18 protein-coding genes and 1 tRNA gene are annotated in these 20760 nt (G+C 64.6%); 11 read left to right on the top strand and 8 right to left on the bottom strand.

The window, feature by feature from the left end; genetic code table 11:
• The first annotated feature begins 108 nt into the window (after positions 1–108).
• Positions 109–185, top strand: a tRNA-Arg gene (locus KDG50_08410).
• A gap of 236 nt (positions 186–421) precedes the next feature.
• Here the strand turns inward: KDG50_08410 and KDG50_08415 are convergent.
• Positions 422–1165, bottom strand: coding sequence for a PEP-CTERM sorting domain-containing protein (locus KDG50_08415; protein MCB1865442.1), 744 nt, complete (start codon positions 1163–1165; stop codon positions 422–424).
• 191 nt (positions 1166–1356) lie between these two features.
• Here KDG50_08415 and KDG50_08420 point away from each other — a divergent pair, with 191 nt between their 5' ends.
• Entirely contained in the window at positions 1357–2061 is a 705-nt protein-coding gene (locus KDG50_08420; protein MCB1865443.1) for an NAD(P)-dependent oxidoreductase, read from the top strand.
• 1 nt (position 2062) lies between these two features.
• On the opposite strand, the gene KDG50_08425 is transcribed toward KDG50_08420, so the two are convergent.
• Both KDG50_08425 and KDG50_08430 read right to left on the bottom strand, forming a co-directional pair.
• On the bottom strand, positions 2063–2806 hold the full coding sequence (locus tag KDG50_08425) for a histidine phosphatase family protein (GenBank protein ID MCB1865444.1): 744 nt from the start codon (positions 2804–2806) through the stop codon (positions 2063–2065).
• Positions 2803–3750 carry a glycosyltransferase family 2 protein gene (locus KDG50_08430; GenBank protein ID MCB1865445.1) on the bottom strand — a complete coding sequence of 316 codons (948 nt, stop codon included), beginning with the start codon at positions 3748–3750 and terminating at the stop codon, positions 2803–2805. The genes KDG50_08425 and KDG50_08430 overlap by 4 nt, the downstream gene beginning before the upstream one ends.
• A gap of 62 nt (positions 3751–3812) precedes the next feature.
• Here KDG50_08430 and KDG50_08435 point away from each other — a divergent pair, with 62 nt between their 5' ends.
• From KDG50_08435 to KDG50_08475, 9 genes are all read left to right on the top strand, one after another.
• Positions 3813–4553: a class I SAM-dependent methyltransferase gene (locus tag KDG50_08435; GenBank protein MCB1865446.1), complete on the top strand. Its 741-nt coding sequence runs from the start codon at positions 3813–3815 to the stop codon at positions 4551–4553.
• Between the two features lie 110 nt (positions 4554–4663).
• The gene (locus KDG50_08440; protein ID MCB1865447.1) at positions 4664–6325 is read left to right on the top strand and encodes a GNAT family N-acetyltransferase; all 1662 of its coding nucleotides are present in this window, start codon (positions 4664–4666) and stop codon (positions 6323–6325) included.
• 40 nt (positions 6326–6365) lie between these two features.
• Positions 6366–7319, top strand: coding sequence for a prenyltransferase (locus KDG50_08445; protein MCB1865448.1), 954 nt, complete (start codon positions 6366–6368; stop codon positions 7317–7319).
• A gap of 27 nt (positions 7320–7346) precedes the next feature.
• Complete coding sequence (gene hemW / locus KDG50_08450; protein MCB1865449.1) at positions 7347–8492, top strand: radical SAM family heme chaperone HemW; 1146 nt, start codon at positions 7347–7349, stop codon at positions 8490–8492.
• 1 nt (position 8493) lies between these two features.
• Positions 8494–8682: a CPXCG motif-containing cysteine-rich protein gene (locus tag KDG50_08455; protein MCB1865450.1), complete on the top strand. Its 189-nt coding sequence runs from the start codon at positions 8494–8496 to the stop codon at positions 8680–8682.
• A gap of 411 nt (positions 8683–9093) precedes the next feature.
• Complete coding sequence (gene rpmE / locus KDG50_08460) at positions 9094–9294, top strand: 50S ribosomal protein L31 (protein ID MCB1865451.1); 201 nt, start codon at positions 9094–9096, stop codon at positions 9292–9294.
• A 141-nt stretch (positions 9295–9435) separates the two neighbouring features.
• Complete coding sequence (locus KDG50_08465) at positions 9436–10770, top strand: malate dehydrogenase (GenBank protein MCB1865452.1); 1335 nt, start codon at positions 9436–9438, stop codon at positions 10768–10770.
• A gap of 55 nt (positions 10771–10825) precedes the next feature.
• Positions 10826–11758, top strand: a complete 933-nt coding sequence (locus tag KDG50_08470; GenBank protein ID MCB1865453.1) for a malate dehydrogenase — start codon at positions 10826–10828, stop codon at positions 11756–11758.
• A 79-nt stretch (positions 11759–11837) separates the two neighbouring features.
• Entirely contained in the window at positions 11838–13136 is a 1299-nt protein-coding gene (locus tag KDG50_08475) for a citrate synthase (GenBank protein MCB1865454.1), read from the top strand.
• 400 nt (positions 13137–13536) lie between these two features.
• Here KDG50_08475 and KDG50_08480 read toward each other — a convergent pair whose 3' ends face one another.
• From KDG50_08480 to KDG50_08500, 5 genes are all read right to left on the bottom strand, one after another.
• Positions 13537–13824 carry an N-acetyltransferase gene (locus tag KDG50_08480; GenBank protein ID MCB1865455.1) on the bottom strand — a complete coding sequence of 96 codons (288 nt, stop codon included), beginning with the start codon at positions 13822–13824 and terminating at the stop codon, positions 13537–13539.
• Positions 13817–16189: an RND family transporter gene (locus KDG50_08485; protein ID MCB1865456.1), complete on the bottom strand. Its 2373-nt coding sequence runs from the start codon at positions 16187–16189 to the stop codon at positions 13817–13819. The genes KDG50_08480 and KDG50_08485 overlap by 8 nt, the downstream gene beginning before the upstream one ends.
• Entirely contained in the window at positions 16182–17171 is a 990-nt protein-coding gene (locus KDG50_08490) for a hypothetical protein (GenBank protein ID MCB1865457.1), read from the bottom strand. Before KDG50_08490 ends, KDG50_08485 begins: the two co-directional genes overlap by 8 nt.
• Before the next feature lie 74 nt (positions 17172–17245).
• Positions 17246–18601, bottom strand: a complete 1356-nt coding sequence (locus tag KDG50_08495; GenBank protein ID MCB1865458.1) for a DUF1329 domain-containing protein — start codon at positions 18599–18601, stop codon at positions 17246–17248.
• 17 nt (positions 18602–18618) lie between these two features.
• Complete coding sequence (locus tag KDG50_08500) at positions 18619–20427, bottom strand: DUF1302 domain-containing protein (GenBank protein MCB1865459.1); 1809 nt, start codon at positions 20425–20427, stop codon at positions 18619–18621.
• Positions 20428–20760 lie beyond the last annotated feature (333 nt).

A 20760-nucleotide genomic window follows, 5' to 3' on the forward strand; every position in this document is an offset into this window, starting at 1 on the left:
AACGTGGCGCTTGCAGGGGTGAACGCCGCGCCATGGAGGGCGGGGCCGGGGCTGGTCATTTCTGCCGCGCTGCGCCATGGACGGCAAGTACAATGTCTGCCCCACAACGCGCCCGTAGCTCAGCTGGATAGAGCGCTGCCCTCCGGAGGCAGAGGTCAGGGGTTCGAATCCCTTCGGGCGCGCCATTCACACAGCCAGATCCTTCAGGGGGCCCGGCTGCGAAAGTGGCCTGGCCTGGGCGTTGGCACAAGCACTCAGTCGCACACAGCGCTCGGGAGCGATTTTGAATGCGCCTGCGTGGTCGCGCGGACGCGCATGACCGGGACAGCATGGAGTGCTCCCTTCGGGCGCATCAATCAAAGCATCCACAAAAAAGCCCCCGGTGTCGGGGGCTTTTGTTACTACTTTGATTCGCCGCTGACTATGCGGACTGGCCCGTGCGGTTTCGCCGTGAGATACCGAGTGCCGCGAGGCCGAGCCCGATCAGTGCCAGCGGTGCCGGTGCCGGCACACGCTCGTTCGGCGGGGGCTCGTCTTCGGTTTCGTAGGTGTAGACGACTTCCAGATCACCGTACCAGGCAGTGGTTGGAACACAACCGAGCTGGCTGGTATTGTCCGCGTCCTCGCAGTCGACCAGTTGGGCAATTGCGCTCATGGTCAGCGAGAACTGGTCGCCGATGAAGGCCGCGATGAAGTCCAGCGGATCGAGCACGATGGTGAATTCGTCCTCGAAATCGCCTGACGTGCCGTTAGTTTCCATCCGGCCGTCCATGCACGAGACGGAACCAGTGGAGCTTCCCACGCTGCTGTACGTGCAGCTCGCTTCGAAATTCGTTGCGAACTCGGATGATTGTGGGCTACCCGGCAGCACTGATCCGTCGACCTGTCCGCTGTGATTGGAGTGGGCGTACCGGTCGAGCTGGTAGCCCTCGGGTCCGTCGTAATTGATCGTAAGCTCCAGATCCCAGTTCCAGTCGAAATTGATCTGGACGTCGGTCAGGGTGCCGAGGCTGGAGTCGAACTTGTCCAGAAACACCGTCTCGTCGGCGGTAAACGCGGTCATGTCGGAGGTCATCATGATCGCGGCGCCCGCGGGCTGGCTGGTCGCTACGCCGAGCGCGGCGATGGCCGCGCACAATGGAAGCAGTCTGGAACCGGGTTTCATTTTCGGATGTTCCGCAGAGAAAACTGTCAGACCTTAAGACAAAGCAATTTTCGCGCCATCCAAGACAGTTCAATCCATTCAATGGCTTGTATTCTGGGTCGACCCGCCGGCGTCGCAAATTGTAAAAAATTTAGACAGCCACCGGCCGGGCCGTGTAACGATCCAGGCGCCATGGCTGCGAGCCGCGAGCAATGACGAAACGGGTGCTGGTGACCGGTGCGGCCGGTGTCGTGGCGGGCTACGTGCTGCCCCGGCTCGCCGAACGCCACGCATTGCGACTGCTCGACCGGCGGCCGGTCGGGCTCGACGTGCCCGGCGAACGGGTCGCGGCCGACATCACCGTGTTCGAACAGCTGTTGGACGCCTGCAAGGGCGTCGACACCGTCGTGCATCTCGCCGCCGAGCCGAGCATGCACGCCACGTTCGACGCCGTGCTGGGGCCGAACATCGTCGGCGCCTACCACGTGTTCGAGGCCGCGCAGCGCGCCGGCTGCGCACGCGTGGTGTTCGCAAGCAGCATCAACAGCGTGTTCGCGTATCCGCTGTCGATGAGCGTGACGCCGGACCTGCCGGTGAATCCGCTGAACGTCTACGGCGCGAGCAAGTGTTTTGGCGAGGCGCTGGCGCGCAGCTACGCGAACCGCGGCTTGTCCGCATTGTGTGTGCGCATCGGCAAGATTCTCGCGCCCGGCGAGGCGCCGCCGCCGCCGGACGATATCTACCATCAGGCCTGGATCAGCGCCCGCGATCTGGCGAGCGTGTTCGATCGCTGTGTCGCGAAGGAATCCGTCGACTTCGCGATCGTGCATGCGCTCAGCCGGCACGCGAACCCGCGGCTGAGCATCGAGTCGACCTGCGAGCTGCTTGGCTATCAACCGCAGGACGGTACGATCTGACTCAGGTCGGCTTCAGATACCGCCCGCTTGCGGGGTCGAAGCGCAGGTAGTCCGCGGAACCGATCGCCTTGCCGGTCCAGCGCAGGATGCCGGACTCGTCTTCGAACAGCGGTTCGCGTGCGTGCATGCGCATCGCGCTGATGGTGGTCGCGTGCGTGAACACAACCACCGTATCGTTCGCATGCGTGGCGTTCAGCGCATCCAGCGCGCAGGCCGTGCGTTCCAGCAGATCGAGAAACGATTCGCCGCCGGGCGCGCGCAGGCTGGCGTCCGCCCCGAAGCGGAAGCGGTCCAGCCGTTCCCGCTCGACCGGCGCGAGGTCCGATGGCCGCCTGTTGCTCCATTCGCCGAGGTCAATCTCGTCCAGACTTGCAAATGACCGCACCTCCGGCGCATGACCGTGCTGATGCAGGCGTTCAATGAACGGTGTGGCCGTCTCACGTGCGCGGGAGAGGGCGCTCGTGCAAACGACGAATCGTTGCGCGCCTGAAAGCTCCGCCCGCATGGCCTGAAACAGAGCATCGGCCAGCACGTCCGCCTGCCGGCGACCAAGCTCCGTCAGCTGGTTGAGTTCATCGTCACGGCCGGAGTTGGCCCAGCCGGATTCGTCGCGAAGTCCGTTGACATGCGTCTGGCCGTGGCGTGCGAGCCACAGTGGCATGCGCGGGGCGAGCGACGAACCATCGCGGGCGTAGCGAATCTGTCCGTTCGGCAAAAGCTCGAACCGACAACCCAGGTCGCTCAAGCGGTCGACCGCAGTGCGCGCCAGATCGCGGGCAGGGACAGACGCCGCCGTGTCGATCGAGGTGTGCCGAACGCCGCAAACGCGAATCCGTGGATTGCGCGCAGCGCCCAGTACAGACCGCCCGCGTAGCGCCGCCGGCGGCAGTGCTCGGCGGACTGGCTTGCACAGTGCAGCGCCATCAGCCGATACCAGCCGGGCCGGTTGACCGCCTCGTGGCGATCCCGCGCCATCCGGTGCATGACGCGGATGCGGTCGTGATAGGTCTGCACGGGATTCGCGGCCATGTGGCTGTCTTCGAGCTTGAAGCTGTGGACCAGCGGCGCGTCGATCACGCCGATGTCGAACTCGCGCGCGATGCGCAACCAAAGATCGAGATCCTGCGTGGTGTTCAGCATTTCGTCGAACAGCCCGACGCGATCCAGCGCCGCGCGCCGGACCATGACGGTCATCGCGACGTTCGCGCTGGCCGACAGGAGCTCGCGGCTGCTGCGCGCCAGCCGCTGTGGAAAGCTGCGGATGCGATCGCGCCGGTTGCCTGGCGTGCGGGTCAGCGTGCGGCCGGTGTGGACCAGGGCGACGCCGGAGCGTTCAAGAAAACCGATCTGTCGTTGCAGCTTCTCCGGGTGCCATTGATCGTCGGAATCCAGAAACGCGAGCAACTCGCCGCGCGCGTGGCGTACGCCACGGTTGCGCGCGGAGGCGACGTTGAAGTGCGGTTGCGTCAGATAGCGAACCTTGTCCGGCGCGAGGTCGACATAGCGTCGGGCCAGTGCAGCCGTCGAATCCGTCGAGCCGTCGTCGACGATCAGGAGCTCGAAATCCTGAAAGGTCTGCGCCAGCACGCTGTCGACCGCACGCGCGAGCACATAGGCCCGATTGTAGGTGGGAATCACCACCGACACGGCCGGCGACGGCATGATGGATGGATTCTGGTTGGTCGTCACCGCGCCCGGACACCGATGGTCTTGAAGGAGGCAACAGAATAGCGCCACCGGCGTGAACGCGCATGCACCGCGCTGTCCGACCTGCGTATCCTTCCGGACGGTCAACCAGATCCACTCCTGCAAGCCTGAACGTGAGCGACTTCGTCAAGAGACTGTTCTCCAACCCGGACATGCTCGGCATGGGCCATCATCAGCGCCTTGCCGACCACAATCTGGGTCTGGGCGAGATCTACCACGCGCTCGCGCGGCTGCTGCGGCCCTCGACTGCGGTTGTGATCGGTTCGTGGCGCGGGTTCGCGCCGGCCGTCATCGCCAATGCCCTGCGTGAGAACGGCGAGGGCGGCGGGGTGGTCTTCATCGATCCGTCGTTTGTCGACGACTTCTGGATGGAGGCCGGAAAGGTTGCCGCGCATTTCCGTGATCTCGGTACGCCGAACGTCCGGCATTTCTGCTGCACGACACAGGAGTTCGTCGCGACCGAGGCCTATGCCGAACTTCGTGACATTGGCCTGCTGATGATCGATGGTCTGCACACGGCCGAGCAGGCACGGTTCGACTACCTCGCGTTTCTCGACAAGCTGACCGATCAGGCCGTGACCGTGTTTCACGACAGCGTGCAACGCCGCCGGGGGCGCATCTACGGCGAGGAGGTGCGCTATGAATACACCGTGTGCCTGCTGATGGAGCGGCTCAGGAACGATCCAGGCCTGGAACTGTTCACCCTGCCGTTCGACAGCGGCGCGACCTTCGTGCGCGGGCGACCCGAATCTCTGGAAACCCTCAACGCGCCGTTCGCAAGCTGAGAGCGGCGGAGCGCGGGCCGCTCGTTGCGGCCGGGCGCAGGCGGGCCGCGGAATCGAACCGAACGGGCTCGCGGTATGATCGAGCAGGCCCCCCGAATACAGGCATGCCCATGAGCAAGACCGACAAGAAGCCCGCAGACGGCAAATCCGCAAAGGCTCCGGCCGCTCGCAAGGGCCACAAGAAGCGTTCGAAGTCCGCGGCGAAAGGCGCCAAAGACGTCGACAAGGCCGAAAAGCGCGCACGCAAACGCGAGCACAAGCTGGTCCTGCGCAACACCCGCGTCGAGGATTACCCGGACATCGCGCGGATGATGGACCGCATCTATCCGCACTGGGACGGCGCGTGGTCGCGCGAGCAGTTCGCCGCGCAGATCGCCCGCTTCCCGGAAGGCCAGATCTGCATCGAGGATCGCGGCCGGGTCATCGCGGCCTCGAATGCGCTGATCGTGAACCTGCGGCACTTCGGCGACAGCCACACCTACGAGGAGGTCACCGGCGACGGCTACTTCACGACCCACGACCCGCACGGCGACACCCTGTACGGCGCGGACATCTTTGTCGACCCGGACTATCGTGATCTGCGCCTGGGACGTCGGCTGTATGACGCGCGCAAGACCCTGTGCGAGAACCTGAACCTGCGCCGCATTGTCGCGGGCGGGCGCATCCCCGGCTACCGCAAATATGCCGACAGGATGACCCCGGTCAAGTACATCGAACTGGTCAAGGCGCAGGAGCTGCGTGACCCGGTGCTGTCCATCCAGCTCGCGAACGACTTTCACGTGCTCAAGGTCATTCACGAGTATGAGGCGAAGGATCAGGAATCACGCGCGAATGCCGCGCTGATCGAGTGGATCAACATCCACCACCAGGCCAAGGAACCACCGCTGCATGTGGATCGGTCGCAGGTCCGGGTCGGCGCGGCGCAGTGGCAGATGCGCCAGGCCCCGACACTCGACGTGCTGAAACAGCAGATCGAATATTTCGTCGATGTGTTCGCGGGCTACAAGGCGGATTTCGTATTGTTTCCGGAGTTTTTCACGTTTCCGCTGATGGTGCAGTTCAATCAGGACAACCCGCCGCAGGCCATCCGCGACGTGGCCACGTTCACCGAAACCCTGCGCGAGCACATGCTGTCGCTGGCGCTGAGCTACAACATCAACATCGTCGCGGGCTCCATGCCCGTCTACGACGGTCAGGCGCTGCGCAACGCCTGCTACCTGCTGCGCCGTGACGGCACCTGGGACGTGCAGTACAAGATTCACGTCACGCCGGACGAGGCGAGCTACTGGGGCTTGCAGGGCGGCGACGAACTGCGCGTGTTCGACACCGACGCCGGTCGAATCGGCATTCTCATCTGCTATGACGTGGAGTTTCCGGAGCTGCCGCGCATCCTCGCAGAGCGTGGCCTGCAGCTCCTGTTCGTGCCGTACTGGACCGACACCAAGAACGCCTACGAGCGCGTGCGCCGCTGCGCGCAGGCGCGCGCCATCGAGAACGAGTGCTACGTGATCATCACCGGCAGTGTCGGCAACCTGCCGAACGTCGAGAACATGGATATCCAGTATTCGCAGGCGTCGGTGTTCACGCCTTCGGACTATCCGTTTCCGCACGATGCAATCGCGGCCGAAGCCACGCCGAACACTGAAATGGCGCTGATTGCCGATCTCGATCTCGACAAGCTTGTGGACCTGCGCCGCAACGGCACCGTGCGCAACTGGCGCGACCGGCGCCTGGACCTCTATCACGTGCATTGGACCGGGAAAAAGCCGTAGATCATTATTTGCAGGTTTTGCGCCCGAGTTCTGAACCGAAATGTCCGATCCACAGATGATCCAGGCCGGCGAGCCGACCGTAGCGGCCCTCGGCCACAGCCCGCTGCGCTACCTGGTCGCGACCCGCCCCGGTTTTCTCGCCGTAAGCGCGGTACCGGTAGCGCTGGGCGCTGCGGCCGCACATTTCGCCGGCGCATCGCTGGAGGCCGGCGTGGTGGCCGCCACCGGGATCGGCGCGCTGCTGGTGCATGCGGGTGTCAATGTACTGAACGACTTCTATGACGATCGCTCGGGCGGCGACGCACTGAATGCCGAGCGGGTTTTTCCGTTCACCGGCGGCAGCCGGGTGATCCAGAACGGCGTGCTCAGTGGCGCCGCGATGGCGCGGTTTGGCATGACCTTGCTTGCCTTGGGGGCGGCGATCGGGTTCGCGCTGCTCGCGCGCGGCGGCTGGCCGCTCGCGGCGCTAGGCGCGCTCGGGCTATGGCTGGGATGGGCGTACTCGGCCCCGCCGTTCAGCTTGGCGGCGCGTGGCCTCGGCGAACCCGCTGTTGCGATCGGCTTCGGCCTGCTCATCCCGGTGGGGACCTGGCTCGCGCAGGGGTTGCCGTTTCACGCCCTGCCGCTGATCGCGGGCGGGCCGTTCGCGCTGCTGGTCGCGGCCGTGCTCTACATCAACCAGTTTCCGGATTTTCGTGCGGACAGCGCGGTCGGCAAACGAAACTGGGTCGTGCGCCTGGGCAGAAAACGCGCGGTGATCGGTTACTACCTGCTTGTCGTTCTGGCCTATGGCGCGCTGGTCACGGCCATTGCCCTTCGCTGGCTTCCCGCCGCCGCGCTGGCGGCCGCCGCGCCGGCCGCGCTGCATTACGCCGCCGCGCGCACCCTGGCGCGCAACTACGAGCGTCCGCAGGGCCTCGTGCCGGCCATTCGTCTGACCATCGCTGGCACCATCGTGCATGGCGCGCTGCTTGCCACCGCCCTGGCCGTGTAAGGCCCGGCCGGGCACGACCGACCGTCCATGAGCGACGCGGCCCTCGGGCTCTACGTGCACCTGCCGTGGTGCGTGCGCAAATGCCCGTACTGCGACTTCAACTCCCACGCACGGACCCAAGCGCCGGACGAGAACGCCTACGTGGCCGCACTGATTCGCGATCTCGAGCGCGAATGCGCAGCCATTGAAGCACCGCGTTTCACCAGCGTCTTTTTCGGCGGCGGCACGCCGAGCCTGTTCGCCTCGGAGTCGATCGCCGCCATTCTCGATGCCGTGCGCCAGCGCGATCGTCTGGTGCCCGAAGCCGAGATCACGCTGGAGGCCAACCCGGGCGCGTCGGACCAGGCGCGCTTCGCCGGCTACCGCGCCGCCGGAGTGAACCGCCTGTCGATCGGCGTGCAAAGCCTCGACGACGCGGCCCTGCAACGCCTTGGGCGCATCCATGACGCACGCGCGGCGCGCGACGCCGTGCGTGCGGCGCGCGCCGCCGGATTCGAGAATCTGAACATTGATCTGATGTACGCCCTGCCTGACCAGGACGCGGCGTCGGCACTGGCGGACCTCGATCGGGCCCTCGCGCTGGACCCTGATCACCTGTCGTATTACCAGCTCACGATCGAGCCGGACACGGCGTTCGCCGCGCGCCCGCCGGCGAACCTGCCGGTCGACGACGCGATCGCGGAGATCGAGCACGCGGCAACCGAAATGCTCGCCGCCGCCGGCTACGCGCGCTACGAGGTCTCGGCCTGGACACGACCCGGGCACCAGTGTCGACACAACCTGACCTACTGGCGCTTCGGTGACTACGTCGGCATCGGCGCCGGCGCCCACGGCAAGCTGACCGACCCGGCCTCGGGGCAGGTTGAACGCCACGCGAAACAGAAGGCTCCGGTGCGTTACATGGCCACCGCCGGCACAGCCGCGGCCGACGCCGAGCGACGCTTCGTGGACGCGGACGAACTGCCGTTCGAATTCATGCTCAACGCGCTGCGGCTCGACGAGGGGTTCACCCTCGAACGCTGGGAGGCACGCACGGCGCTGCCCGCCAGCGTGCTCGACACCCGCCTGGACGCCGCGCGCGACCGCGGACTGATCGAATCCGAGGGCGGTATCTGGCGCCCGACAGCCCTGGGACGCCGGTTTCTGAACGACCTGGTCGGCAGCTTTGCGTGAAATGATCGAGCGCGAGGAGCACGAACTGCACTGCCCGTATTGCGGGGAGCCGTTCACGGCGTTGGTGGACCCGTCGGACACCGGTCGCTACGTAGAAGACTGCCCGGTGTGCTGCCGACCGATCGAATTCGAGGCCGTTTTCGACCCCGGAATGGGCGTTTATCTGCGCCTCAAACGTGACGACGATTGAGCACCGCGTCACGCGGCGTCAAAAAAGTTTTACACATTCCGACGAACGGCTGACGCGCTGCGTCACTGTCCGACCCGCGCAGTCCATTCGTATATCATGAAAAGGTGTAAGTGATTGATTCCATGAGGCATCAATCATCTGGAAAAAAAGTAACCAAAATGAAAAAAAACCCGTATTCATGCGGTTTAGGCATCGCGGGCGAACCTTTATCCACAGCGTTATCCACACGCTTTGGGGATCAATGATCGACCCTCGCGCCATCAAGCACTTAGCGGGTTTCGCTGAAAGTGCGCGACAGGTTCTTCGCGCAATTCGCAGCCCTCACGCATGGCTTGCCGGCGCCGAGGTTCAGCCCCTATAATCTCGCGCCCGCAATTCCCGCTGAAGGCCGTGCAGGCCGAGCATCCGAACATGAAATCAGACGTGCATCCCGATTATCACGACGTCAGCGTCACCTGTAGCTGTGGCAGCCGCTTCGAGACCCGTTCGACCGGGTCGAAGGAACTGCACATCGATGTGTGCTCGGCGTGCCATCCGTTCTACACCGGCAAGCAAAAGATCGTCGACACCGCCGGCCGCGTGGACAAGTTCCGCCGCAAGTACGGCATGTAGTGCCGCTGCGGTCGCGCCGCGCGCGATCGCGTCCTGCCAGCCCCGCCGGGCTGGCGTTTTCGTCTGGCAAGTAGTAGATTTTGTGCTATGCACAAAATCTCTGCTGACCATCCCCTGCGCTGACAACCGGACCGCCCGGAAATGGCACGCAGCAAAGACGAACAATTCATCGCCGCCGCGTTGCGCTATCACGCGCAGCCCGTGCCCGGCAAGCTTGCCATTGCGCTGACCAAGCCCACCGAGACCCAGCGCGACCTCGCGCTGGCCTACACGCCGGGCGTCGCCGAACCGGTGCGGCGGATCGCCGCGGACCCCGCCACGGCCTACGAATACACCGCCAAGGGCAACCTGGTCGGGGTCATCACCAACGGCAGCGCCGTGCTCGGGCTCGGCAACGTCGGCGCACTCGCCGGAAAGCCGGTCATGGAAGGCAAGGCCGTGCTGTTCAAGCGTTTCGCGGGCATCGATGTGTTCGACATCGAGGTCGAGGCGGAAACGCCGCAGGCGTTCATTGATACCGTCGCGCGGATCGCGCCGACCTTTGGCGGCATCAATCTCGAGGACATCGCCGCACCGCACTGCTTCGAGATCGAGCAGGCGCTGCGCTCGCGGCTCGACATTCCGGTGTTCCACGACGACCAGCACGGCACGGCGGTGATCGTTGCGGCCGGGCTGCTCAATGCCCTGCAACTGGTCGGCAAGCGGCTCGCGGACGTACGCATCGTCTGCCTCGGGGCGGGTGCGGCCGGCATCGCTTCGGTGCGGCTGCTGAACCTGCTCGGCGTGCCACGCCGCAACACCATCGTCGTCGACCGGACCGGGGTCATTCACACCGGGCGCACGGACCTCTCCGCGCACAAACTCGCGGTTGCCGTCGACACCCGCCGTCGCACGCTGATGGAGGCCATGGTCGACGCCGACGTGTTCATCGGCCTGTCCGGCCCGGGTCTGCTGCCGCCCGAGCATCTGCGGCTGATGTCACGCGACCCGATCGTGTTTCCGCTGTCGAACCCGGATCCGGAGCTGTGGCCCGAGGAGATCCGCGAACTGCGCCCCGACGCAATCATCGCGACCGGCCGCAGCGACTACCCGAACCAGATCAACAACGTGCTCGGCTTCCCGTACATCTTTCGCGGGGCACTCGATGTGCGGGCCAGCACCATCAATCACGAAATGCTCATCGCCTGTGTTAAGGCGTTGCGTGAACTCACGCACGAGCCGGTTCCGGCGGCCGTGCTGGAGGCCTATGGGCTGAGCGAACTCGGCTTCGGCCCTGACTACATCATTCCCAAACCAACCGACCCGCGCCTGCGTGAACGCATCCCGCCGGCCGTCGCCCGTGCGGCGGTCGACTCCGGCGTCGCGCGTCGGTCCCCGCCCGAAACGTCCGCACCCGTGAACTCGGCGAACGCCGAGCCGAAGCGTCCGGACGCAGACCAACCCGCCCGCCGCAAGAAAAAGAAAAAGTCCAAATAGATCCGGCGAACGCCCCGTCGCCGGCCGATTCACCACCAAGAGGTTCCCGGACATGTTGAACAAGATTTCCATCGTCGGCGGCGCCGGCCGTGTGGGAGAGACCACCGGCGTCTATCTGGCGCAGGCCGAACTCTGTCGCGAGCTCATGCTCGTCGACGTGCGCGCGGGCGCTCCGGAAGGCGCGGCGCTCGATATCGCCCAGAGCCGCAACTATTACCGCAGCGACACGCGGGTCGACGGCTCGTCCGACCCGGCCGCGGTCGCCGGTTCGGATCTCATCGTCGTAACAGCAGGCCTGCCGCGCCAGCCGGGGATGTCCCGTTCGGACGTACTGGGCAAGAACGTCGCGATCATCGACACCGTCATCGATGCGGCGCTCGCCCACGCGCCCGACGCGATGATGCTCATCGTCTCCAACCCGGTCGACGTCATGACCTGGCGCGTGTGCCAGCGCACCGGCTGGGCGCGCTCGCGCGTGATCGGCCAGGCCGGCGTGCTGGATGCAGCGCGCATGGCGCACTTCATCGCGCTGGAAACCGGGTTTTCGATGAAAGACATCACGACCATCGTGCTCGGCGGGCATGGCGACACCATGGTGCCGGTCCAGCGGCTTTGCACGGTGAACGGCATTCCGGTCGAGACCTTCATTGGCGCGCAACGCATGGCCCAGATCATCCAGCGCACCCGCGACGGTGGCGCGGAAGTGCTGAAACTGCGTGGAAACTCCAGTGCCTACGACGCGCCGGCCGCATCGGTCGCGGCGATGGTCGACGCGATCGCCTTCAACCGGCGGCGTATCATGCCGTCGGTCGCCATACTCGACGGCGAATACGGACAATCGGGCATCGCGATGGGGGTCCCGTGCGTGCTGGGCGCTGGCGGCATCGAACGCGTCGTCGAACTCGAACTCACCAATGCCGAGCAGGCTGCGTTCGCGACCTCGGCCGGCGCCGTGCGCGAGGACATCGATCGGCTGCCCACGCCCTGAACCGCCAGAACGGCTGACGCGGACCGCACCGGTACAATGCCGGTTCGGCCCGCGTCCGGCCACCATCGGAGAACCGCACATGGCCCATAAACCCTATGTACTGACCAATCCGGAAACCGGCGAAAGCATCGAGTTGCCGGTGCTCGACGGCACGATGGGGCCATCGACGCTGGACGTGCAGCAGCTCTACAAACGCACCGGCATGTTCACCTACGACCCGGGTTACATGTCGACCGCGAGCTGTCGCTCCAGCATCACGTTCATCGACGGCGACCAGGGCATGCTGCTGTATCGCGGTTACCCGGTCGATCAGCTCGCCGAGCAGAGCGATTTCCTCGAAGTCTGCTACCTGATCATGTATGGCGAACTGCCGACGGCGGAACAATACGAGTCCTACCGCTCGAAGATCGTCTATCACACGATGATCAACGAAAGCCTGAAGATCTTCTTCGACGGCTTCCATTACGACGCCCATCCGATGGCGATGATGGTCGGCGTGGTCGGATCGCTCGCCGCGTTCTATCACGACTCCCTCGACATCAATGATCCGGGGCACCGACGGGTCTCGGCCTATCGCATGATCGCGAAAATGCCGACCATCGCCGCCGCGAGCTACAAGCACAACATCGGCGAACCGTTCATCTACCCGGACAACAAGCTCTCGTTCACCGAGAACCTGCTGCACATGATGTACTCGGTGCCCAGCGAACGGTTCGAGGCGCCACCCGTGGCCGTGCGCGCACTGGATGCACTGTTCATTCTGCATGCGGATCACGAGCAGAACGCCAGCACCTCCACGGTGCGGCTCGCTTCAAGCTCGGGCGCGAACCCGTTCGCGTGCATAGCGGCCGGCATCGCCTCGCTGTGGGGGCCTGCACATGGCGGCGCGAACGAGGCCGTGCTGCAAATGCTCGACGAGATCGGCGACGTCTCGCAGATCGACAAGTACGTCGCCAAGGCCAAGGACAAGGACGACCCGTTCCGGCTCATGGGCTTTGGTCACCGGGTCTACAAGAACTACGACCCGCGCGCACGCGTGATCCGCAAGATGGCCCACGAGGTGCTCGAGGCGCTGGGCGACTCGAATGACCCGCAGATGGAACTCGCGCTGCGCCTCGAGGAAATCGCGCTCAGTGATGAATATTTCATCGAGCGCAAGCTCTATCCGAACGTCGACTTCTATTCCGGGCTGATCTACAAGGCGATCGGCATCCCGCGCAACATGTTCACCGTCATGTTCGCGATTGCACGCACGGTCGGCTGGGTCACGCACTGGCAGGAGATGATGGGCGAACCGGATCACCGCATCGGCCGGCCGCGCCAGCTCTATCTGGGTGAGAAGAAACGCGACTTCGTGCCGCGCAGCGCGCGCGGATAACGCCGCCGCGCGGGAGACATGGTCGTCTCGCCCGAAAATCGAACACTCAAGTGTTTGATCTTCGTGAGCAACCGAAAACCGCGCTTTTCGATTGCGATGTTGAAAAGGCCACGGATGGACCTTTTTCAACAGCCTGCCAGTGTCCTGTCCCGCAATTATCTATCGTTTCTGCGTGGCTGAGCAGGGCTGAATCAAGGCGGCGATTCGCAGCCATAGCGAGCTATGGACAGGATCGCCAACGCTGCGTCAGCCCTGCCCAGCCGCGCCCGCAGGGAGGGCCCCTACGGTTCGAGGGCGGTGTTGCGCCGCTTGCCAATGGAATGACCATTGCCTTCACGACGCGCCTTGCCCTCGAACCGTAGGAACCCTCAGAAATGACAGATAATTGTGGGACAGGACGCTAGTCGGCCAGAAGGTCGCCGTATTCGCGGTTGCGCCGCATGAACGCCGCAATGTAGGAACACTGCGGCACGACGCGCAGGGACTGCGTGCGTGCCCAGTCCAACGCGGTGCGCGCGAGTTCGGCCGCAACCCCCTGCCCGCGATGTTCCGGCGGAACCAGGGTGTGAAATATCGTCACGGTATTGCCGGCGATGCGATATTCCAGCATCGCCGTCGCGCCAGCGAGTTCCGCCTGAAAGCGGTTCGCGGCCGGATTGTGCGTGATTCGCAGCGTGTCGTCAGTCATGTTCATTCGGTTCGCCAGCAATCGGCTTTGGATCGCCGATCAACCAGCGCGCCAGCGTTGGCAGCAGCACGAGTGCGCCAATCATGTTCAACAGGAACATGAAGGTCAGCAGAATGCCCATGTCGGCCTGGAACTTCAGCGGCGAGAATATCCAGGTCGCCACGCCCACGGCGAGCGTTAGGCCGGTGAACAGCACGCCAATACCCGTCATGCGCAGCGTCTTGTCGAACGCATCCTCAAGTGGCTCGGATCTTTCCAGGCGGCTCTGTAGACGACTGAAGATATAGATGCCGTAATCGACGCCGATCCCCACGCCCAGCGCCACGACCGGCAGGGTCGAAACCTTGAGCCCGATCTCCAGGAAGGTCATCAGCGCATACGCCAGCACCGAGACCAGGGCAAGCGGCAACACGATGCACAGCGTGGCGCGAAGCGATCGGAACGTAAGCAGACAGAGCACGATGATGGCGGCGTAGACATACACCAGGATGGGGAACTGCGCGGCATCGACCGCCTCGTTCGTGGCGGCCATGACGCCGACGTTGCTGCCGGCGAGCGCGTAGGTCACCCCATCGTCCGTATGCGCTTCACGGTAGCGCTTCACGGACTCCACGATGCGCTCGATGGTTTCGGCCTTGTGATCGTCGGTGAAGATCAGCACCGGCATGACCGAGCAGTCGCTGTTCAGCAGGCCGCTCGAGGTATCGATCGGCGAGACGGCCTGCGCAAGCACGGTCTGATCGCGCGGCAGCACACGCCAGGTCATGGCACCCTCGTTCCAGCCGGCGTTGATCAGTTTCGCGAGCATGCCGAGCGTCAGCACGGACTGCACGCCTGGAATGTTCTCGACGTGCCAGGTGAACTCGTCGATGGCCGCCATGCGCGCGTGGTCGATGCAGGCCTGCGGTTCGGTCTCGGCGAACACCGTGAGCACGTCCACGCCGATCGAAAAACGCCGGGAAATCACGTCGGTATCGATGTTGTAGCGCGAATCCTGACGCAGCTCGGGCACGCCACGATGCAGATCGCCGATCTTGATGTCCGCCGCCTTCCAGGCGCCGAGCACGAACAGCACGATGCCGATCGCAACCGTGATCGACGCCGGGCGCGGCCGGGTGATTTTCGCAAGGCCATGCCACATGCCGCGCCTGGCCTCGGCGATCGCATGCAGCTGCCGCCGGTACTCGTGTGAGTACGGCACGAAACTCAGCAGCACCGGCAACAGCACGAGATTGGTCAGGATGATGGCCGCGACACCGAGCGAGGCGGTGATCGCCATCTCCTGGATGATCTCGATCTTGATCAGCAGGATGGTGATGAAGCCGATGGTATCGCTCGCGAGTGCGATCCCGCCTGGAACGAGCAGCCGGCGGAAGCTCAGGCGCGCGGCCTGCATCGAGTCGGCGCCGTCGAACACCTCCGCACGCACGGCGCCGACCATCTGGACTCCGTGCGAGACGGCGATCGCGAACACCAGAAACGGCACGAGTATGGACATCGGATCGATGCCGAAGCCGACCAGGGTCAGGCTGCCGAGCTGCCAGACGACGGCAATCAACGAACAGACCAGGGGGATCAGGGTCAGTGCAGGCGAGCGCGTAAACCAGTAAACGAAAACCGCGGTGATCACGAACGCGATGCCGAAAAACACCACCACCCGCGCTGCGCCTTCGGTGATGTCTCCGACAACCTTCGCAAACCCGATGATGTGCACGTCGATTGCGGCCTGCACCGAGATGCCGCGGTCGCTGGTGATAAAACGCTCGCGGATCTTCTTTTCGAGTTCGCCGGCGACCTGCTGATAGTCGATACGCTTGCCCGTGGCTGGATCGATCTCCAGCAGGTTCGCGACGATCATCGCGCCAGTGAAATCGTTCGCGACCAAACGGCCCACATAGGCGGATTTCAGGAGGTTCTCCCGGACGCGGGCGAGCCCCTCGGGCGTTGGCTGAAAATCCGCGGGCACGACGTTGCCGCCGGAGATGCCGTCCTCGACGACTTCGGTGAACCGGGTGTTTGGCGTGAACAGGGACTGCACGCGTGCGCGGTCGACGCCCTCGATGAAGAACACCTCGTCGGTCGCGCCCTTCAGGGTTTCAAAGAATTGCGGGGTGAAGATGTCACCGCGATCGACGGTCAACGCGATCAGGATGCGGTTCGCGCCGCCGAAGGAGTCGCGATACTTGACGAAGGTCTGCATGTACTCATGCTGCAACGGCAGGAGCTTGGCAAACCCGGCATCGACCCGCAGCTTGAGTGCGGCCGCCCCGAAGGCCAGTGTCGCCAGCGCGAATGCCAGCAGCACCAGACCGCGGTGGTCGAACACCGCCCGCTCGATGGCACGTACGACTCCGCCCCTAGCCACCGCCGGTGCCTGGCTGAGTTGACGTCAGATTGACCCGGCGCACGCCTGCCTCACCGACCGACACGAGGCTGCCATCGCCCATGCGTAGAAGCCTTTGCAGGCCCTTGCGGTCGGGTTGGGGAAGTGCCGCGATGCGCTGCCCGGCAACGGACCATTCGAGCAGGGTTCCACTGAGGCCCGCGATCAGCACGCGATCTTCGTCCAGCGCGACGGCCGCAGTGAGCATCGCCGTGGTCCCGGTGTCGAGAGCCTCCCAGGTTTCCCCGTCGTCAACCGATCGAAACAGGTGGCCGCGCAGTCCCAGCAGCGCAATGTCGCCATCGGCGGTCGCAATGGCGCTGAAATACGAGCCCTCATACGGCGTTTCGAGATTGCGCCAGGTTTCGCCGGCATCGTCGGAGCGATAGGCCGTGCCGGCCTCCGCGGCGATCAGGAGCCCACCGTTTGGCAGCCGCACAATCGCATTGAGGTGAAAGTCTTCGTCGGGATTCACTGCGTGCTGAGCCCAGGTCTGTCCCGAATCCATCGAGCGCAGGTACAGGCCGTAGGCGCCGATCGCATGCACGACGCCATCGGCCGCAAGGACATCGAGCAGAGGCTGCCGTGCATCGGGCTCGCAACGCGCGAGGGTCCACGACCGACCGGCGTCGTGACTGCGCACGATGACACCATCGTGGCCGGCCGCGATCCATACATCGGCGCCGATCGATGTGACGGCGGTCAGCGTCGCACGCGCAGGCGGCACGACCTGTTGCCATTCGTGCCCGCCGTCGTCGCTGCGCAGGATATGCCCACGCTCGCCGACGACGATCGCGAGCGCGTCGTCGACGGCGCCGTCGAGCAATAACGATTGTGCCGCGAGCGGTGCGATGCTGGCGCTGTGGCCGGCGCAGGGCTGGTCCGCGGCGCGCGCCACGGAGCCCAGCGCAACCGCCAGCCCGCAGAGCGATGCGAGGCCGCAGATCAGTTGTCGAGTGACCATCTGCAACCGAAAAGGCCCGCGGATGGCGGGCCTTGGGAATCCCTGATCATCGCGTCATCCGTTGGCCGTTCGGATCAGCGCCGCCCTTCTCTGCGCAAGGCGTCGGCGGTGTAGTCGTCGGGCGTGCGCTGCACCTCGAAGTCGTACATCGAGCTTTCATTATCAAGCCCGATCGCGAGGTAGCGCCCGGCTTGCAGGTCCGTGTGAACCTCCAGCGTGGTCCAGAACACGGGCTTCTCGTAGTAGTTGATCGGGTGTCCCTCGGACACGCGCCAGATCTGGTCGCGGTTGTCGTACTGATCGACGTGCAGAATCTGCCAGGAGTCCTCGTCGACATAGAACGTGCGGCGTTTGTACACGTGCCGCGTGCCGTCCTTCAGACGCGCCTCGACGACCCAGACCCTGTGCAGTTCGTAGCGCAGGTGCTCGGGGTTCACATGCAGCGGCGTGAGGATGTCGGAGTACTTCAGCTTGTCGCTGTGCAGCGCATAGGAGTTGTACGGCACGATCATTTCGCGCTTGCCGACCAGTTCCCAGTCGTAGCGTTCGGGGCTGCCGTTGAACATGTCGAACTGATCGGACGTGCGCATGCCGTCCGACGCGGTACCCGGATTGTCGAACGCGACGTTCGGCGCGCGGCGCACGCGGCGCTGGCCCGGGTTGTAGATCCAGGCGCGACGGTGTTCCTTGGCCTGATCGAGGGTCTCGTGCACGAGCAGGATCTGCCCGGCCAGGCGCGCCGGCGCGGTCACTTCCTGCTTGAAATACAGGATCGTGTTGTCCAGCGACGCCTCGGTGGAGCCGTCGATGGAGTAGATCACGTAGAACTCGTCCTTGAAATCGACCAGCGTGTAGTCACCGCCGCGCGTCGGCGTGGCCTGGGAGATCACCCGCGAGGCGATCTCGCCGCGATAGCGCAGGATGTGATTCCAGATCACCTCCAGACCGGTCTTCGGGATCGGAAACGGTATGCCGATGACCGCGCCGGTCACGCCGTTGCCGCCGTCGGTCACCCTGGCCGTGCTTGCCACCGTCCGCGTCGCATCGTAGATGCGTTGCGGAGCCGACGCGCTGCGCTGCGTCGGGTACAGGTTCATGTAGAAGCTCGGATAGGTCTCCAGCATCGCCTTCTGGCCCGCGGTGAGCCGCTCGGCGTACTGCGCCATGTTGTCCTTCGTGATCTTGGCGATGACGGCATCAGCGGCGAACGGGTCCGGATGGTGCATGCCTTTCGTGTAACCGGCCGGCGGCGCCGTGATGCCACCGGTCCACGCCGGGATGGTGCCGGCCGCATTGCCGGCCTTCTCGCCGCCCAGCGGCGTGAGGTCCGCACCCAGACGCGCGACCTCCTGGGCGCTGATCTCGGCGCGTGACAGCGGGCTCAGCAGACAGATCGCAAGGGCGGCGGCAAGTTTGCTCATTGTTTTCACGTTTGCTTCCCTCCGCCTCAGAACGAGTACTTGACGGTCGCCGCGATGAAATCGCGATCGTTGACCAGGTTCAGCCGCCCGGCACCGAAGAAATTCGTGTAGGAGATGTCGGCCTCCCACGCTTCCAGATAGGTCGCCTGCAAGCCGAGCGTGATGGCCTTGCGGTCTTCCAGGAACGGCCCGCCTGGCCCGGGTGAGTTGCCCTTAACATCATGCGCCCAGGCCACGCGCGGCAACAGGTTCACGCCGCTGAACACGTTGTTGAGGGTCATGCGGTAAAGCAGGCGGTAACCCCAGGAATCGCCATCGGCGAAATTCCCGGTCTTCTCGGTCGCCGGTTGCAGTCCGCCGAGCGTCGCGAGCGGATTGCCGCTGGTGTAGGTGCCGGCGACCTCGAGCCGCAGGTCATCCTTCTTCGGCATGGAATGCACATGGTTCCAGGCGACCTCGGCGAGCAGGATCGACTGATCCGCACCCAGTGCGGGTCCGAATGCCTTCGTCGCCGTCACCTGCAATTGCGATACGTCGCGCCGGATAAAACCGGGCACCTCTGAATTGAAGCCATAGGCCCCGAGCTGGCTGGGCACACCCAGCGGTGACAGGGCGGCAAACAAAAGCTCCACATCGTCGACCTGCAACGGCACGTCTTTTTTGTGTGAAAGCTCGCCCTGCAACGCAACGCCGGTGGTGCCGAGCTGGGTGTTGAACGACAGCCCGTAGAGCTTGATGTCCTTCGGATACTCGAGGAAATACCCGGCGCTGCCGGCGTAATCCCCGGCCAGGGCGCCGGCCGGCAGGCCGGTGCGCGGATCCACGATCGGCGCGAGCGAGCCGGTCCGGCCGCTGATGATCGGCAGCCGACTGTGATAGCGGATGTGGTAGAGGCCGAATTCGGTCTCGTTTAGCTGCGGGACGAACAGCCGAACGGCGACGCCGTACTGGCCGTTGTTTCCCGGGGTGCGACCCGGATCGCGCGGCACCACCGAACCTGCTGGTGAACTGCCGGCCAGCGCCGCGCCGGCGGGCCCGGCCGGCAGCATGTCGGAGACTGAACCGAAGCCGAGCATCGCGCGGGTGCCGCCGACGCCGGCAAAGTCGTTGGTGGAGAAATACGTGCCGGGCGGATCGACCTCGATTCGATCCCAGTCGTAGAGCAGGAAGCCCTCGACGGAGATGTCTTCGGTCAGTCCGACCGAGCCCCAGAACATGCCCTCCGGCAGCAGCGCCTCGCGCAGTTCCGCGCCGGGTGCACGCAGCGCCGAGAGGTCGACCGGGTTGATGACGTTGATGCCGCCGGGGATGAACGTGCTCTCGCCCCAGCTGACGACCTGTTCACCGGCGCGCAGCGCGACCGGGTGATTCGCGACGTCGAAATTCGCCGAGAGGTAGGCGTCGAGCAGCACCGCATCGGAGCCCACGACGTCGAGCGCTTCGCTGGTCAGGTCGGTCCGGTCGCGATCGGAGTCCTCCTGTTCGAAATCGTAGAACGCCTTGCCGCGCACGAACGCGCCGAAGTTGCGCCAGCGCAGATCCAGTTCCGAGGTGATCTTGGCGATGTTGCTGACAACGCCGCGATCGTAGTTGAGGTTGCCGTCGTCGCCGTTGACCGAGTACGCGTTGCCGCCGTTGGCGATGCCGACGATGTCGTCGTCGCGCCCGCTCACGCGCCACGCGACACCCCAGGACAGCGTCGTGTCGAGCCGGGCTTCAAGTTCGCCGGTGGAGAGATCCAGCGCCGGGGCCTCGCCCGGGGCAAGCGCCAGTGCCAGCAGCGCACCCAGGCCGGTCAGCCGTGGGTAATGAGTCTTTGGTGTGTCTACACGCATCTCGTCGTACTCCCCTTCCGCTGCGCCGGGTCTGATCACGCAACGACTGTTGGCCAAAGCGTTTGAACGAAGCCGCCGACCATTGCGGCCACCGCAGGTGCTGATTCAGACAAGGTGAACGCGCCGCGACTGGCGGAAGTGTAGCGGATTCGCGGACTCTGGACAGCATTGAGAAACCGCCACACAGAACAGTAGGCGCGTATATAAATATATGGAGATTTTCTAATCGACTGTGCCAGACGTTGCGGAACTGCGCGTTCCGGTGCAACGCCTGCCCGATGCTATACTCCGAGACGTTTCAGGTGATGGGCAACCCATCCCTGAAAGCATATG

Source organism: Chromatiales bacterium, from assembly GCA_020445605.1.
Lineage (GTDB): Bacteria > Pseudomonadota > Gammaproteobacteria > JAGRGH01 > JAGRGH01 > JAGRGH01.

Bases quoted from the DNA above. Each gene is read 5' to 3' on its own strand.
- KDG50_08440 (MCB1865447.1), top strand. From the start codon at position 4,664: ATGAGCAAGACCGACAAGAAGCCCGCAGACGGCAAATCCGCAAAGGCT.
- KDG50_08445 (MCB1865448.1), top strand. From the start codon at position 6,366: ATGTCCGATCCACAGATGATCCAGGCCGGCGAGCCGACCGTAGCGGCC.
- KDG50_08415 (MCB1865442.1), bottom strand. From the start codon at position 1,165: ATGAAACCCGGTTCCAGACTGCTTCCATTGTGCGCGGCCATCGCCGCG.
- KDG50_08455 (MCB1865450.1), top strand. From the start codon at position 8,494: ATGATCGAGCGCGAGGAGCACGAACTGCACTGCCCGTATTGCGGGGAG.
- KDG50_08475 (MCB1865454.1), top strand. From the start codon at position 11,838: ATGGCCCATAAACCCTATGTACTGACCAATCCGGAAACCGGCGAAAGC.
- rpmE (MCB1865451.1), top strand. From the start codon at position 9,094: ATGAAATCAGACGTGCATCCCGATTATCACGACGTCAGCGTCACCTGT.
- KDG50_08420 (MCB1865443.1), top strand. From the start codon at position 1,357: ATGACGAAACGGGTGCTGGTGACCGGTGCGGCCGGTGTCGTGGCGGGC.
- KDG50_08480 (MCB1865455.1), bottom strand. From the start codon at position 13,824: ATGACTGACGACACGCTGCGAATCACGCACAATCCGGCCGCGAACCGC.
- KDG50_08490 (MCB1865457.1), bottom strand. From the start codon at position 17,171: ATGGTCACTCGACAACTGATCTGCGGCCTCGCATCGCTCTGCGGGCTG.
- KDG50_08500 (MCB1865459.1), bottom strand. From the start codon at position 20,427: ATGCGTGTAGACACACCAAAGACTCATTACCCACGGCTGACCGGCCTG.
- KDG50_08435 (MCB1865446.1), top strand. From the start codon at position 3,813: ATGCACCGCGCTGTCCGACCTGCGTATCCTTCCGGACGGTCAACCAGA.
- KDG50_08465 (MCB1865452.1), top strand. From the start codon at position 9,436: ATGGCACGCAGCAAAGACGAACAATTCATCGCCGCCGCGTTGCGCTAT.
- hemW (MCB1865449.1), top strand. From the start codon at position 7,347: ATGAGCGACGCGGCCCTCGGGCTCTACGTGCACCTGCCGTGGTGCGTG.